The sequence below is a fragment of the Labrenzia sp. 5N genome (assembly GCF_012395805.1).
Taxonomy (GTDB): domain Bacteria; phylum Pseudomonadota; class Alphaproteobacteria; order Rhizobiales; family Stappiaceae; genus Roseibium; species Roseibium algicola.
On sequence record NZ_JAAZTM010000004.1, the window covers coordinates 46,857 to 61,547 of the forward strand.

General features: G+C 61.0%; 12 protein-coding genes. 6 read left to right on the forward strand and 6 right to left on the reverse strand.

Going from position 1 to position 14,691, the window contains the following annotated elements:
* Positions 1-90 precede the first annotated feature (90 nt).
* The 3 genes from HEP89_RS03300 to HEP89_RS03310 form a co-directional block, all read right to left on the reverse strand.
* Positions 91-888 carry a ChbG/HpnK family deacetylase gene (locus HEP89_RS03300; RefSeq protein WP_031269764.1) on the reverse strand — a complete coding sequence of 266 codons (798 nt, stop codon included), beginning with the start codon at positions 886-888 and terminating at the stop codon, positions 91-93.
* 108 nt (positions 889-996) lie between these two features.
* Positions 997-2,496: a glycosyltransferase family 39 protein gene (locus HEP89_RS03305; RefSeq protein WP_168691318.1), complete on the reverse strand. Its 1,500-nt coding sequence runs from the start codon at positions 2,494-2,496 to the stop codon at positions 997-999.
* Between the two features lie 9 nt (positions 2,497-2,505).
* Complete coding sequence (locus tag HEP89_RS03310; protein WP_051990217.1) at positions 2,506-3,642, reverse strand: glycosyltransferase family 2 protein; 1,137 nt, start codon at positions 3,640-3,642, stop codon at positions 2,506-2,508.
* A gap of 473 nt (positions 3,643-4,115) precedes the next feature.
* Here HEP89_RS03310 and hisS point away from each other — a divergent pair, with 473 nt between their 5' ends.
* Genes hisS through hisG form a run of 3 tightly spaced genes read left to right on the forward strand, consistent with a single transcriptional unit; the run spans position 4,116 to position 7,704 of the window.
* A complete protein-coding gene (gene hisS, locus HEP89_RS03315) occupies positions 4,116-5,582 on the forward strand; it encodes a histidine--tRNA ligase (RefSeq protein ID WP_168691319.1) in 1,467 nt (488 codons plus the stop codon).
* Between the two features lie 2 nt (positions 5,583-5,584).
* Complete coding sequence (locus HEP89_RS03320) at positions 5,585-6,739, forward strand: ATP phosphoribosyltransferase regulatory subunit (RefSeq protein WP_168691320.1); 1,155 nt, start codon at positions 5,585-5,587, stop codon at positions 6,737-6,739.
* Positions 6,736-7,704, forward strand: coding sequence for an ATP phosphoribosyltransferase (hisG, locus tag HEP89_RS03325; protein WP_055657728.1), 969 nt, complete (start codon positions 6,736-6,738; stop codon positions 7,702-7,704). The genes HEP89_RS03320 and hisG overlap by 4 nt, the downstream gene beginning before the upstream one ends.
* A 262-nt stretch (positions 7,705-7,966) precedes the next feature.
* On the opposite strand, the gene HEP89_RS03330 is transcribed toward hisG, so the two are convergent.
* Positions 7,967-8,647, reverse strand: a complete 681-nt coding sequence (locus tag HEP89_RS03330) for a DNA-3-methyladenine glycosylase I (RefSeq protein ID WP_197923131.1) — start codon at positions 8,645-8,647, stop codon at positions 7,967-7,969.
* Between the two features lie 144 nt (positions 8,648-8,791).
* Positions 8,792-9,496, reverse strand: coding sequence for a protein phosphatase CheZ (locus tag HEP89_RS03335; RefSeq protein ID WP_209014429.1), 705 nt, complete (start codon positions 9,494-9,496; stop codon positions 8,792-8,794).
* Between the two features lie 298 nt (positions 9,497-9,794).
* Between HEP89_RS03335 and HEP89_RS03340 the strand changes: the two genes are divergently transcribed.
* The 3 genes from HEP89_RS03340 to clcA all read left to right on the forward strand — a co-directional run bounded on the left by HEP89_RS03340 (position 9,795) and on the right by clcA (position 13,074).
* Positions 9,795-10,520, forward strand: coding sequence for a DUF2927 domain-containing protein (locus tag HEP89_RS03340; RefSeq protein WP_168691322.1), 726 nt, complete (start codon positions 9,795-9,797; stop codon positions 10,518-10,520).
* Between the two features lie 239 nt (positions 10,521-10,759).
* Positions 10,760-11,557, forward strand: a complete 798-nt coding sequence (locus HEP89_RS03345; RefSeq protein WP_286189341.1) for a L,D-transpeptidase — start codon at positions 10,760-10,762, stop codon at positions 11,555-11,557.
* A 155-nt stretch (positions 11,558-11,712) separates the two neighbouring features.
* The gene (gene clcA / locus HEP89_RS03350; protein ID WP_023002097.1) at positions 11,713-13,074 is read left to right on the forward strand and encodes a H(+)/Cl(-) exchange transporter ClcA; all 1,362 of its coding nucleotides are present in this window, start codon (positions 11,713-11,715) and stop codon (positions 13,072-13,074) included.
* Between the two features lie 43 nt (positions 13,075-13,117).
* On the opposite strand, the gene glcF is transcribed toward clcA, so the two are convergent.
* Entirely contained in the window at positions 13,118-14,455 is a 1,338-nt protein-coding gene (glcF, locus tag HEP89_RS03355; protein WP_168691324.1) for a glycolate oxidase subunit GlcF, read from the reverse strand.
* Between the last annotated feature and the right edge of the window lie 236 nt (positions 14,456-14,691).

Here is a 14,691-nt window from a genome sequence, read left to right on the forward strand (position 1 = left end):
TCGTTAGACTCACCAGCCGATCCGAATTCGCAAGTCCGAAACAAACCTCACAAAAGCCTGACTGCCAGCACCTTAAGCGAAAGTTCGGCGTCAGTTCAGAAAAACGTCCTTCTTCTCCAGCGTCTGAAAGAACCTCTGGCTGGAAAGAACCTCAAACTGGCATTCGCGTATCGCAATCTTCCGGCGCGGTTCGTCCCGCCGCAGGCGATCGTCCGAACGGCCGGGAATAGCAGCCACGAAACTGAGATCGCTCATGCCGTCAAAATGGTTATGCAAAAGAGCGTGCAGCGCTTCCTGATCCTCGGTCTCCGGCAAGGGATCCGCCTTGGGAAGCAGCTTCAGGCCGTGCGCCTTGGCAAGCCGTGCCAGGCGGACAGCCTTGAGACCTGATTGCACCGGCGAAATCAGCAGTGGCGGATCGGGATAATCGGCATGCTCGATCGCCTTCAGAACGATCCGCGCAAGGGACGTGCGCTCCAACAGACCTTCACGCACCGCCACGAAATCCGGCTGACGTTTCATCAACACGCTGTAGCGGGCAAGCTGAGCCTGGGCTTCCTCCTGCAGAAGCTGGTCCGGCAAAAGCCGAAGCAAGGCACGGCGCTGCAGTTGTTCGCGCGTGAACATCCGGTCGCCATAGATTTCCTGCATGCGGGCGCTGACCGGCGAAACACGGTCGCCGCTGAAGGCCAAGGTCACCCCGAAGAGTGCCCGTTTGCCGACCTTCTCCGCGGTTTCCTGCAACGGACGGAATTCGCGTGGCCACAGCTCGGTGGCAACCATGGCTCCAAGAGCGCTCAGGCGCCCCCGTTCCACAAGTTCACGCAATGCGCGATCGACCCCGAAGGCAAGGCCGTAGTCCAACGCTCCAAGTGTAATTCGCTTCATGAAATTCCGCAGGCGGACCGGACAATGTGAATATTAAGCCACATCCCTGCGTCATTCAGCCAAGCAAATCAAGTCGGATGTTGGGTGGAGCCGACATCTCCTGCCGGTTCAATTTGGGTCAACCGGCTCGAACACCGGGTCGATACGCCCCTCAACCTTGTAGACGACAAGCTTTTCCAGCGGCACATCTTTAACCTTGCGCGTCAGCTCGGCAACTTCCTCGACGTTGGCAAAGGACTGCCGCAGGTCGCCTTCCCGGTTCCGTCGCTTTTCAGCAACATAGAGCCCCGGCCCGTCGAACAGCGACATGTCAGGCGCAGGCTGCATGACATAGCGGATACGCTCGGTCAGCTGGAACACCGGCAGGTCGTCTTTCATCAGGAAATCGAGCTGGCCGTTGAGGCCGTAGCTGGTCGTTGCCACGAAACCGGCCCCCTCCCTTTCTGCCAGTTCCTTCACTTCCTGTCCGATCTCCGGCCAACCGCGTAACTGGAAGGTCGGGTCCTTGCGGGCAAAGGTACCCGTCAGCGGCCAGACTGCGTGCAGTTGCACCACGACGGCAACTGCAAGTCCAAGGACGACACCGGCTTGCGCCAGACGCTGCCACAGGGCTGGGCTGGCAGGCCGGCTGGTGACAAAGACCGCCGCCATCATGGCAAAAGCGGGAAAAAGCGGTGCCGGCCAGTTGGCCTGCACGCGCGAATGCAAGGAGTGATACCCGAGATAGAGCAGGAACGGCAAAACGGTCAGGAGCAGGAGAGACGCCGCGTTTTCCCGCGCCCGAAGCCCCTTGAAGAGCCTGGCGGCACCAGCAAACGCCAAAACAGCGATCAGCGGGTTCATCAGCCCGACCAGTGCGCCCAGGAACTCTGGAATATATCTTGCCGTGTACCCGCCGGTGCCAGCCCGGCCGAACTGCTTGTAGAAGCTGACCCATTCGTGGACGTGGTTCCAGTAAAGCACCGGCGAAAAGCAGAGCAGCGCGATCAGTCCACCGGCCCAGAGTTGCCAGCAGCGCCACCAGCGGCGGGCATCCGGCACCCAGATCAGCCACAGGACGATGCCCGCGCCCAGAAACAGGACCGAATATTTGGCAACCAGACCGCAACCGGCCATCAGCCCGACCACGAACCACCAGTTGGCGTTTCTGGACGTTGACAGTTCTGTCAGCGCCCACAGGCTGAGACCCCAGAACAGCACTGACGGTGCGTCGGGCGTTGCCAGAATGCCGCCGATGCCCACCAGCAGGCTGGCGTTGAGGAACAGGACAGACCAGGCCGCGGCAGCGCGTCCGAACAAAAGGGAGGCTGTGCGCCACAGGGCCAGGGAACCGATCACGCCTGAGGCGATGACAAGGGCGCGAACTGCGAAGACCGTGTCACCGAACAGTGCCTGACCGATACCGATCCACCAGCCGATCATCGGCGGATGGTCGTAATAGCTGAGCGCCGGCGAAAGCCCCCAGAGGCGGTAATAGGCTTCGTCCTCGACAAAATGCGAGTGGCTGGCGGCAAAGATTTTCAACGCCGTCAACAGGCCGACAATCAGGATCAGGCCTGCGGGCCGCAGGTAGAAAGGCAAGGATCCGGTCTGAGCTTCAGCGGTCACAACGGGCCTTTACGACTTGCGCCAGGTCAGGGCGGAGCTGGCCGCGTAGTTCCAGACAGCCCCCATGATCGCCCCCGCCGTACCGGCGAACCACCAGTAGGATGGATCAGCGTAGATCAGGTTGGCGACACCGACGTTGGCCAGCACGCCGACCGAACAGACCGCGTAGAAGGTCAGGAGGCCGACCAGCGCCCTCATGCCGTTCAAGCGGCGGTCGCGATAAGTCAGCTGATTGTTGAGAAAGAAGTTCGAAGTCATTGCGACGAAGGACGCCGCCGTCTGGGCGAGGTTGAATTCCATGTCGCTCAGCAGGAACACGCGCAGCGCCGCCAGATGGACGAAGAGGCCGCTTGCTCCCACGAGGCCGAACATCAGGAAACGGACCGAAACGATGTTGCCGAAGTATTTCGCGAGCAACAGACCAAAATAGTCGAGCGTGACCAGCGTATCCAGCTTGCTTTCGCCGTGCTGGCGCTCGCGGAAGGTGAACGGCAGTTCCTTGATCTTCAAGGTACCACCCGCACTGGAGACCAGGTCGAGCAGGATCTTGAAGCCCTGGGGCGAGAGCTTCGGTGCGAGAGCTTCAGCCTTGTCCCGGCGGATCATGAAGAACCCGCTCATCGGATCCTTCAAGGTGACGTTCAGCAGCTTCTGAGCGAGGCCGTTGGCGAGGTTGGAGCCCCAGGCGCGAAAGGACGACAGGCCTTCGCCAATGGTGCCGCCATCGACCTTGCGGCTTGCGACGACCAGGTCCGTCTCGTCTGCCTTCAGGGCGGCCAGCATCTTCGGCAGCATGGTCTCGTCGTGCTGCAGGTCCGCATCCATGACGGCGACAAAGGGGGCGGAGGACGCCAGGATGCCCTCAATACAGGCCCCCGACAGGCCCCGGCGGCCAATACGGCGGATGACCCGGACGCGCGCATCGGTTCGGGCAATCTCGCGGGCAACCTCGGTGGTTCCATCGGGCGAATTGTCGTCGACGACGATCGCTTCCCAGGCGATCCCGGCGAGCGCCTCGTCCAGGAGGCCGATCAGGATTGGAATGTTCGCAGCTTCGTTGAAACTCGGCAGGATGACACTGAGTTCAGCGGCCTTCGGCCCTTTCAGAGCCTCGGCCCCAACTTCGCCGGCATTCCCGTCCGCCATGCGCACCGCACTGTCCATACTGAGCCCTGTCCGCCGGTCCCGTGCCTTCCTTGCAGCACCGGGACGGCCCTTTTCACCCGATCCGCGCGGACCATAGCCCGGCAGAGATTAAATACAAGAAAAGACAATGGATGCCCGCACTGCCCGGCCGATTTACCGGCCCATTGTGCTTCACCTGTCTTTCGCAGCTGCACTTCCACTGTTCCTGAAGCGCCCTTTTACCGCGAACTGTGATGCAAACAAGGCACGGACTGCAGAATTGCTTCCCTGTCGCTGGTCCCGCACGACATTCACTGGTTCGCGGCCAGAACCACCGGCTTTCTTCCAACTCCTATCGAACGAACCGGCAGGATGTTGCACCGCCTTGCCCTTGCGCCTTGTTTCGTCTACGACAGCCGCAATATCAGACAGCCGGATGCGAGAGGTTTCCTTGGGCGCGTCCGGCCGGGAACTCGCCAGGATTCAAGACCTTTATGGCCAAAAAACCGAACAAGCTGAAAGCCCGCCTGCCGCGCGGCTTCGTTGACCGCTCTGCCGAGGACATCCGCGCCACCGACGAGATGCTGGCGAAGATCCGCGCTGTCTATGAGCGTTACGGTTTCGATCCCGTCGAAACCCCTGCCTTTGAATATACCGATTGCCTCGGCAAGTTCCTGCCGGACACCGACCGGCCCAATGCCGGCGTCTTTTCCGTGCAGGACGAAGACGAGCAGTGGATGAGCCTGCGCTACGACCTGACCGCACCGCTGGCCCGACATGTTTCGGAAAACATCAACGAGATCCAGCTGCCCTATCGCACCTACCGTGCCGGCTGGGTGTTCCGGAACGAAAAGCCCGGGCCGGGCCGCTTCCGCCAGTTCATGCAGTTTGACGCCGATACCGTCGGCGCACCCGGTGTCCAGGCGGATGCCGAAATGTGCATGATGATGTCCGACACGATGGAAGCGCTCGGCATCGCGCGCGGGCAGTATGTGATCCGCGTCAACAACCGAAAGGTCCTGGACGGCGTGCTGGAAAGCATCGGCCTTGGCGGTGAAGAGCACGAAGAACGCCGACTGACGGTTCTGCGAGCGATCGACAAGCTCGACAAGTTCGGGATTGAAGGCGTTCGCCTGCTGCTGGGCAACGGTCGCAAGGACGAGAGCGGCGACTTCACCAAGGGTGCGGAACTCGACCCGGCTGCCATCGACAGCATCGTTGCCTTCGTCTCCGGCACGGGCACGCTTGAGAACGATGGCATCACCGAGCTCAACACCATGGCGGAAATCTTCTCGGCCTGTGGTTATGGCGAAGACCGGATCAAGATCGACCCGTCCGTCGTGCGCGGTCTGGAATATTACACCGGTACGGTGTTCGAAGCCGAACTCCTGTTCGACGTGACCAACGAGAAGGGCGAAATCGTCCAGTTCGGGTCTGTCGGCGGTGGTGGCCGTTATGACGGGCTGGTCAAGCGCTTCACCGGACGTGACGTACCCGCGACGGGCTTTTCCATCGGCGTTTCCCGCCTGATGACAGCGCTGAAGAACCTCGGCAAGCTCGGCACGTCCGACGTTGTCGCGCCGGTGCTGGTCACCGTGATGGACGGCGACGTTGCCGCGCTCGGACGCTACCAGAAGATGGTACAGGACCTGCGCGAGGGCGGTATTCGCGCAGAGATGTACCAGGGCAACTGGAAGAAGTTCGGCAACCAGCTGAAATATGCCGACCGGCGCAACTGCCCGATCGCCATCATCCAGGGCTCTGACGAGCGGGAAGCCGGTGAAATCCAGGTCAAGGACCTGATCGAGGGCAAGCGGCTTTCCGAAGAGATAACCGACAACATTACCTGGCGTGAAAGCCGTCCGGCGCAGGTCACCGTCAAGGAGACGGAACTCCTTGCGACCGTGCGCGGCATCCTGGACGGGCAGGCGGAAGACCGCCAGCGCCAGAACGAGGGCTGATCATGAGTGGGGCGGCACAGGTGACCGGACTGGCTCCGGAGAAGATCGAGACGGTTCTTGGCCTCTTCAAGGCCGCGGGCCATGACGAGGTCAGCCCGCCGATCCTGCAACCGGCGGACGTCTTTCTGGATCTCACCGGCGAGGACATCCGGCGCCGGCTCTATCTGACCAGCGGTACCGACGGACTTGATCTGTGCCTGCGCCCCGACTTCACCATTCCGGTCTGCCGTCATCACCTGGCACAGGACGCCGTCAAGCTTCCGGCCGCCTATTGCTACAACGGCCCGGTGTTCCGCCAGCGCCCGGACGGCCTGGGCGAAATCCCGCAGCTCGGCGCGGAAAGCCTCGGCCGTACGGACACGGCCGAAGCGGATGCGGACCTGCTTGCGCTTTCCGTCAAGGCCCTGGAGGAATTCGGCCTGTCGGACATCGTCATCCGAATTGGCGACGAGACCCTGTTTGCCGCCGTGCTGGAAGGGCTTGACCTGCCGACCGTCTGGCGCCGCCGGCTACGTGATCTCTTTGGCGAGACCGACCGTCTGACCGCCGCGATCACCCGCATGGCCGGAGCCTCCTCCTCCGACGATGACAGCCGCGACGTCCGCCTCGGTTTCCTGTCTGCGCTGGAAGGGGCTGATCCGGAGGCTGCCCATGCGGTCGTCGAGGATCTTCTGTCGATTGCCGGAATTTCCGCCGTCGGCGGACGCACGCCCAGCGAAATCGCAGACAGGTTCCTGGAACAGGCCGCCCTTGCCAGCGGTGCCCGCGGCCATGACAAGGCGGCGGAAACACTTTCCGCCTATCTGGCCCTGAAGGCGGATGGCGCCAGCGCCGCCGGAATGCTGCGCGATTTCTCCCGCGATTTCGGCCTTGGCCTGGATACGCCCATCGCCGCCTTCGAACAGCGCCTTGCGGCCCTTAAAGCCAAGGGCATCGATCCCGCCCGGCTGACATTCGCAGCCGAGTTCGGCCGGCGTCTTGATTATTATTCCGGCTTTGTCTTCGAGATCCATGCAGTCAATCCACCCGTGGAAGGACCGCTGGTCGGCGGCGGGCGCTACGACAAGCTGGTGACCCTTCTTGGGGCCGAAGACGACGTACCGGCCATCGGCTTTTCCATGTGGCTCGACCGGATTGCAGCGAGTGTTAGGTCATGAGCAAACTGATTATCGCCATTCCCTCCAAGGGCCGTCTGCAGGAAAACACGCACGAATTCTTCGGCCGCGCAGGCCTGAAGGTGGTGCAGCCCGGCGGCGCGCGGAACTATCGCGGCGCCATCAAGGGTCTGCCGAACGTCGAGATCGCGTTCCTGTCGGCTTCCGAAATCGCGCGGGAACTTTCCGACGGCACGGTCCATTTCGGGATTACGGGTCTGGATCTGGTGCATGAAAACATCGCCAACCCGGAAAGCACCGTTCACATCGTCACGCCGCTTGGCTTTGGCCCGGCGGATGTGGTGGTTGCCGTGCCGAAAGCCTGGATCGACGTTGAAACGATGGCGGATCTTTCCGATGTCGCTTCCGATTTCCGCAATCGCCATGGCCGCCGTCTGCGTGTTGCGACCAAATACGTCAATCTCACGCGCTCGTTCTTCGCCGGTCACGGCATTGCCGACTACCGCATCGTGGAAAGCGCGGGGGCGACCGAAGGCGCACCGGCAGCCGGATCCGCTGAACTCATCGTGGACATCACCACGACCGGCTCGACGCTGCAGGCCAACAACCTGAAAATCCTTTCAGATGGTGTGATGCTGAAAAGCCAGGCCAATCTGGTAGCCTCCCTCAACGCCGACTGGTCCGCCACCGCCCTTGGCGCTGCCCGGGCGATCCTCGACCGCGTGGCCGCGGAAGAAGCAGCCCGCAACGTCAAGCTGGTCAAGGCCGTGGTTGCCGACCGCACACAGGCCCTTCGATCTGTCAGCAAGGTTGGCGCTCTTCAGCGTTTTTCCGAAGTCGACGACCTGCACCACGTCAGCGTCTTGTGCCCCAGGGATGCGGTTGCCGACTGTGCCCAACTGTTGATCGAAGAAGGCGCGGAAACGGTTACCGTCGAAACGCTCGACTATGTATTCTCCAAGGAAAACCGCCTGTTTTCGCCGCTGAAGGCGAAGGTGAACGGGTAAACACACAGCAGCGTTTTCGAGCCGCGTGACATGATTGCGGAGGTTGCTTGCGGACGTTGTTTTTTCGGCTTCGCCGAATACCCCCTTCCCTAAGCCTTCCCCACAAGGGGGAAGGGAATCCAGCCGAGCCAGTTCATAGCTCTGCGTTTCCTGCCGAGGTTGGCAGGGTGTGACCCCCACCCTCTTATCGGTGAACGAACCAAAACGTTCGTGGATAGAGGTTGGAAATCATGCCTTGCACCTCGTCAAGACCGAAGCGCCTTCAGCGCCTCACAGGACGCTTGAATGCCTTGCGTGCGGCTTCAACGCTTTCCCGGCAGCAGCAGCCTTCCAGGTGATCGTTGACCATGCCCATGGATTGCATGAAGGCATAGACGGTGGTCGGGCCGACAAAGCTCCAGCCGCGTTTCTTAAGATCCTTGGAGAGCTCGGTGCTTTCGGCCGTCTTGCCCAGGGTCTTTGCCGTGGCGAAGTCCAGCTTCTCAGGCCGGTTTTCCGGTTTCGGCTCGAATGACCAGAAGTATGCGGCAAGCGTGCCGAACTCCTGCCTCAGCTCCAGTGCCCGCCTGGCGTTGTTGATAGTGGATTCGATCTTGCGGCGGTGACGAACAATGCCGCTGTCCTGCAGACAGCGTTCGACATCCGCCGCAGTAAACTCTGCCACTTGTTCAAATTCGAAATTGGCGAAAGCTGCCCGGAAGGCGTCGCGCTTGCGCAGGATGGTCAGCCAAGACAGACCCGACTGAAATCCTTCCAGGCAGATTTTCTCAAAAAGACGCCTGTCCTCGTCAACCGGCCAGCCCCACTCCGTATCGTGATAGCGCTGGTAGTCCTCCAGACCACCATGCCACCAGCAGCGGTTCCTGTCGTCCTCGCCCAGCAGCAGACCTGTTACCGGATCGCGTTCCGCTTTTGCCGTTTCCGCCGGTTTCTGCTCTGCCATACGCCACCTTGATATTCACTGTTTGTTCCCATCTTGGTACCCTCCCCGATACCTTGAAGCAACCCGAAATGCGAGCCCGGCTTCAAAAACAAAAAACCCGGCCAGGCCGGCCGGGTTTCGAATTTTAATGGCTAGAGACCTTTCTCAGGCAAACAGGGCGTCGATATCGTCCTGGGTCGCCACATCGATGTCGCTTTCCAGCGCGGGACCATTGAGAAGGGCAGCGTCGCCCTCCTTCAGTTCGCGCTGTTCGACTTCGATATCCTTGAAGGTTTCGATGCCACCCCAGATATCCATCATCTGCATGATGCGGTCTTCGACGAACCGCAGCGTCGATACCACCTTGGTGATGCGCTGGCCGGTCAGATCCTGGAAGTTACAGGCCTCGAAGATCTGGATGACCTTGTCCTGGATATCGTTCGCCAGTTCGGCGTCTTCCTTGCCAAGTCGCGCGGACAGCGTGTTGGCGGTCTCGTCGATGAACTCTGCAGACGAAAGGATCGTTTCGGTCGCCCCTTCCGTTCCGATCACCACGGCGTCAAGCTCGTTGGTGACCCGGGTCATCTCCTCGCCCTTGGAACCAGTGGTGTGATGCAGCGTCGCGATCTCGCGCTTTGTCTGGGCGATTGCCTCGTAGATGGCGTCGAGTTCAACCTTCAGCTTGGCGGCCTCGGACAGTTCCTTGCGGAATTCGGCCATGAACTTTGCGCTCATGGCTTCCGGATCAAGCGGTGCCTGTTGGTCCGGTCCGCTTTTCAGCATGGATTTGAGGCTGGCGATCTCTGCCAAGACTTCCTGGTGACGACGTTCTTCGGCATAGGCGGGGTTCTCGTTCGCCCCGGAATTCATGCGTATCAAGCTTTCCGCTCGAAAGGATCTTTTCACCGCGGCCATGCCTACTCCCGTTCCCCGCCCCTGCAGGCTTTCTTAAATCGCAATACCGACCCTTATAGCGCGGGAAGTTTAAAGAATTGTTTTTTCAATGCTTGGCGCGCCTTACGGCATAATTTGGTGTTTGGTAACGGTTTCTTGGCTTTCCTCGCGGCGGCGCTTTGGTTATCCTCGCGCAGATTGACAACGAACTGCTGCGCGCATGATCAGGCATGACCCTCAGGCCAATGTGGCTGCAAACGGTGCTTTGACCTAGATGAATTTCCTGCGCATCCTTTTGACCTGCCTGCTCTTTCTTACGGCCCCCGTCACGCTGAGTTCCCCTTCGGCAGCAAACGATTCCTTTTCAACGGAAGAGCTGCTGGAAGGGTTCGAGAAGACCGTATTCGGGCTCGAGTACCGCAGCTGGAGCTGGCGTCCCTATCTGGTCAAGAAGTTCACCACCCCGGTCCTGTTCTACGTCCATAACCTGTCCGCCCGCGACAGGACACAGACGGTCCATCGCTTCATAAGGGAAATCGACAACCGCATTGGCGGATTGACGACTGGCGTTACGAACGATCCGGCCAAGGCGAATTTCGAGATCTATGTGGTCGACCGGGCTCAGTATGAACCGGTGGTGAAGAAGGACATCTACAAGAACGAACATGCCCGGGTTCCAGGCAGGTGCCTTGTTCGTGTCGTTTCCGGCCGCAAGGGCATCAAGCGCTCGGCGGCGGTCATCGTTTCCGACGAAGGCGAATTTCTTTTCAAGCGTTGTCTTGTCGAGGAACTTCTGCAGGGGCTGGGCCCGATGAACGACGACGAGCAACTCACCCATTCGGTGTTTAACGATTCCTCGCGCCACAGCCGCTTTACGGTGTTCGACCAGATCATTTTGAACATGCTTTACGATCCGCGTATCAAACCGGGCATGTCGATGCAGCAGACCCGGCCGATCCTGCCGCTGGTGGCGCGCGATGCCAGAAGGCGCGTGCGTTAACCAAGGAATCGCGGAAAGCTTTGTCTTTTCAAACCGCCTTCAAAGGTTAATCCGGCGACGACCGAAGCGCCTAGGATTTCATTAAGCCTGTTCCTCAACCAACAACTAACCATAAGAAAAGATTACCTGATTTCCGTGCGCCGGATTCATCTTTGCAACAGCCTGAGCTGCTTATCATCCTTGCCAATCCGTTAACCGGCGGCTGTAAAAGGCCGCTGAACGTGGTCGATGACAAGTTGATGAGTACTGCCATGTTCCTGCTGCAAAATATGTTTCCCAAGGCTCTCGCGTTTGCCGGTGTCCTGGTTCTTTCCACCGGCCTTTCCGGCACTCCGGCAACCGCGGGCCAGGTCTCGCCACCGCCGCTCGTGCTCAGCCCGAACCTGACAGAGCCCTGGATGCTGCAACTGCAGCCCCAGGTCCAGCGGCGTTCGACGGCACAGCGCTACCAGTTCAAGCAGCAACGTGTGCAACGGCCACGTGTCCAGCAGCAACAGCCGCAGGTGCGCCGCGCCAACTGGTGGTCTCCCCGCCAGCAGCCGGTCCGTCAGCAGCCGCAACGCCAGGCACGGGCCCCGCAGTCGCGGCAGATTGCTCCGCAGTTCCTGCCGACCATCGTGAACTATGACGGCCCGCACAAGGCCGGTACGATCGTGATCGATACCAACGAACGCTTCCTCTATCTGGTTCAGAGCGACGGCACCGCGCGGCGCTATGGTGTAGGCGTCGGCAAGCCCGGTTTCGAATGGGCGGGCACCCACAAGGTCACCCGCAAGGCGGAGTGGCCGGACTGGCGTCCGCCGGCGGAAATGCGCAAGCGTCGTCCCGACCTGCCGACCTTCATGGCCGGCGGACCGGATAACCCGCTCGGCGCACGCGCCATGTATCTCGGGTCCACCCTTTACCGCATCCACGGCTCCAACCAGCCGTGGACCATCGGCCACGCGGTCTCCTCCGGCTGTATCCGCATGCGCAACGAAGACGTCATGGATCTCTACGAACGGGTCAAGGTCGGCACCACGGTGCACGTGATCTGACGAAGTTTTCCGCTTTCCGGCAAACGGAACACAGACGCGCGGCTCTGCCGCGCGTTTTTGTTGCCGGCACCTGCTTTTCTTTGCAGTCTGACGTCACGACAGGTCGAATCGCCGGCCTAGAGCAGTCTCCTTAAATCCTCTTTCAGGACCGCGGCATGAAAGCCCCCCACATCTCCTTTTCGGTTCGATCGGATGCCGCCTATTTTCTCAAGGCGACGCTGGTCGGTATTCTGGTTGGCGGTCTGGCAACCGGATTTCACACCGGACTCGATTTCCTATTCTCCCGTTATGCGGCACTGCGGCTGGCTCTTGGCCCGGGATACATGCCTTATGTCGTATCCATGGCCATTTCGGCAGCCTGCGTCACGGGAGCCTTTCTGCTCATCAGGCGGGTTGCCCCGGAAGCGGCAGGAAGCGGGATCCAGGAAATCGAAGGGGCCATGGAAGACAAGCGGCCGCTGCATTGGCCGCGCGTCCTGTTCGCCAAGTTTTTCGGCGGTCTGCTGGCGCTTGGGTCAGGGCTTGTGCTCGGCCGGGAAGGCCCCACCATCCACATGGGTGCGATGACCGCCGAGGCCCTGTCGCGGTCGCAGGATCTTTCGCCCGATGATCACAAGGGCCTGCTGGCGGCCGGCGCAGCCGCGGGACTGGCCGCCGCTTTCAATGCCCCCCTGGCCGCGATCCTGTTCATTGTCGAGGAAACCCGCCGACAGTTTCCCTTCGGCTATCGCACCTACATGGCCGTCATCATCGCATCGATCCTGAGTGCGGCCATCACCGAACAGCTGACCCATATCGGCCCGCCCCTGCAGGTGGATGTCGGCTATGTTCCGGTCTGGAGCTTCGCGCTGCTGGCGGTTCTGGGGGTTTTCCTCGGCGCGCTTGGCGTGTTCTTCAACCGGGCGCTGATCACGGTCATGGATCTCTTCCTGAAGATCCCCTCCGGCTTGCGCTGGGTCCCGGCGCTTGTCATCGGTGCGGTAACAGGCCTGCTGCTCAACGCGCTTCCCGCAGCGACCGGCGGCGGCGAAGAACTGGTCCACAACCTCATTCTGTCGAACTATGGCGTGATCACGTTGCTGGTGCTGACGCTCCTGCGCTTCGGCGGGGTGCTGTTTTCCTACGCGTCCGGTGTTCCCGGCGGCATCTTTGCGCCGATGCTGTCCATCGCGACCTGTGCCGGCCTCGCCTTCGGTGTCGCGTCGGCCGAATTCCTGCCGGTGGAAGACGATTTCCGCAGCGCCTGTGCCGTTGCCGCCATGGGCGGCTTCTTCGCAGCCTCTGTGCGCGCACCACTTGTCGGTGTTGTGCTGGTTATGGAACTGACCGGCGCCTATTCGCTGATCATGCCGGTATTGATCACCTGTACGACGGCATCACTGACGGCACACCACATGGGTGGTCGCCCCATCTACGAGGAATTGCTGGAACGCACGCTGCGGCTTGCCGGACAGCCTGTGGACGGCCCTCCGGACGGAGACAAGACACCGGTTCAGCTGGGCACACGGGAGAGCTGACGGGCTGCAAACAAGCCCGCGAGCCACTTGTCACGCTGTCCGGCTATTCCGCTGCCTGGCGCTGCTGAAGTACCGGCGTCAAGCTGTCGGGCTGAGGGCCGCCATAGACCCAGTCGAGCAGTTCCGCCGTGTGCAGGATCGGAATTTCCGTGCCAAGACCGATCTGCGTCATGCAACCGATGTTGCCGGTCGCGATCACGTCCGGCCGGGTCTTTTCGATATTGGCAACCTTGCGGTCGCGCAGGCGGCGCGCGATCTCCGGCTGGAGAATGTTGTAGGTGCCGGCAGAGCCGCAGCAAAGGTGGCCTTCGGGAACGTCCTTGACGGCAAAGCCTGCAGCCTTCAGGAGATCCTTCGGCTGCCGGGTGATCTTCTGGCCGTGCTGCATGGAACAGGCGGAGTGATAGGCAACCGTCAGGCCGGGCTTCATCAGCGGCTCACCCAGATCGACACCGGTCAGGAACTCGGTCACGTCCTTCGCAAGGGCTGACACCCGCGCCGCCTTTTCGGCATAGGCCGGATCGTCCTTCAGCATGAAGCCGTAGTCCTTGATTGTGGTGCCGCAACCGGATGCCGTGATCAGGACGGCATCCAGCCCTTCGCCCTCGGCTTCCTTCATCCAGACATCGACGTTGCGACGGGCGTTTTCCAGCGACGCTTCTTCCTTGCCCATGTGATGAACAAGCGCGCCGCAGCAGACTTCCCCCTTCGGCATCACGATCTCGTACCCGGCCCTGCGCAAGAGCCGGATGGTCGCATCGTTGATGCCGGGGTTGAGCACAGGCTGGGCGCAGCCGCTGAGGAGTGCAACACGCCCCTTGCGTTTGGGGCTTTCGGCCGCAAAGACCCCCGGTCCTTCCAGCTGGCCGCGGCCCGGCGCCTTTGCCGGGGCCAGTTCCAGCATGGCGCCCATCCGGGCAAGCGGGCCGCCCATCATCTTCAGCAGCCCGGCGAAGGGTCGGCCGAAATAGGCGCCGATCAGCGCCAGCCGGAACCGTTTCGGATAGGGCAAGACAAACGCAAGGACCGAGCGCATCAGGCGGTCGGCAAACGGTCGCTTGTAGGTCTTCTCGATGTGGATGCGTGCGTGATCGACCAGATGCATGTAGTGCACGCCGGACGGACAGGTGGTCATGCAGGCAAGGCAGGACAGGCATCTGTCGATATGCTTGACGATGGTTTTGTCTGCTGGACGGTCGTTTTCCAGCATGTCCTTGATCAGGTAAATCCGGCCTCGAGGGCTGTCGAGCTCATCTCCAAGCAGTGTGAAGGTCGGACACGTGGCCGTACAGAAACCGCAGTGCACGCATTTGCGCAGGATCTTCTCCGACGCTGCAACGTGACTGTCCTTGAGCTGCTCTGCGGTGAAATTTGTCTGCATTGCTCCCCGTATCCCTCAATGACCCGTCGTTGCGGGTTTCTCCTTCCGAGCGAGGCGGATCGTACGGTCAGAAGGAAAGCGGCACAAGGCACCTTTGTGGCACAACGGTTTTGCCGGCACGGACTTTCTGCCTCACCACCTCCTCCTTCCCTGAACGGACAGTTGGAACATGAACCCGGGATAAACAGTGCACTCAGAACCGGTTCAACCGGGTCTGCCTAAGTTCCGAAGCGTGG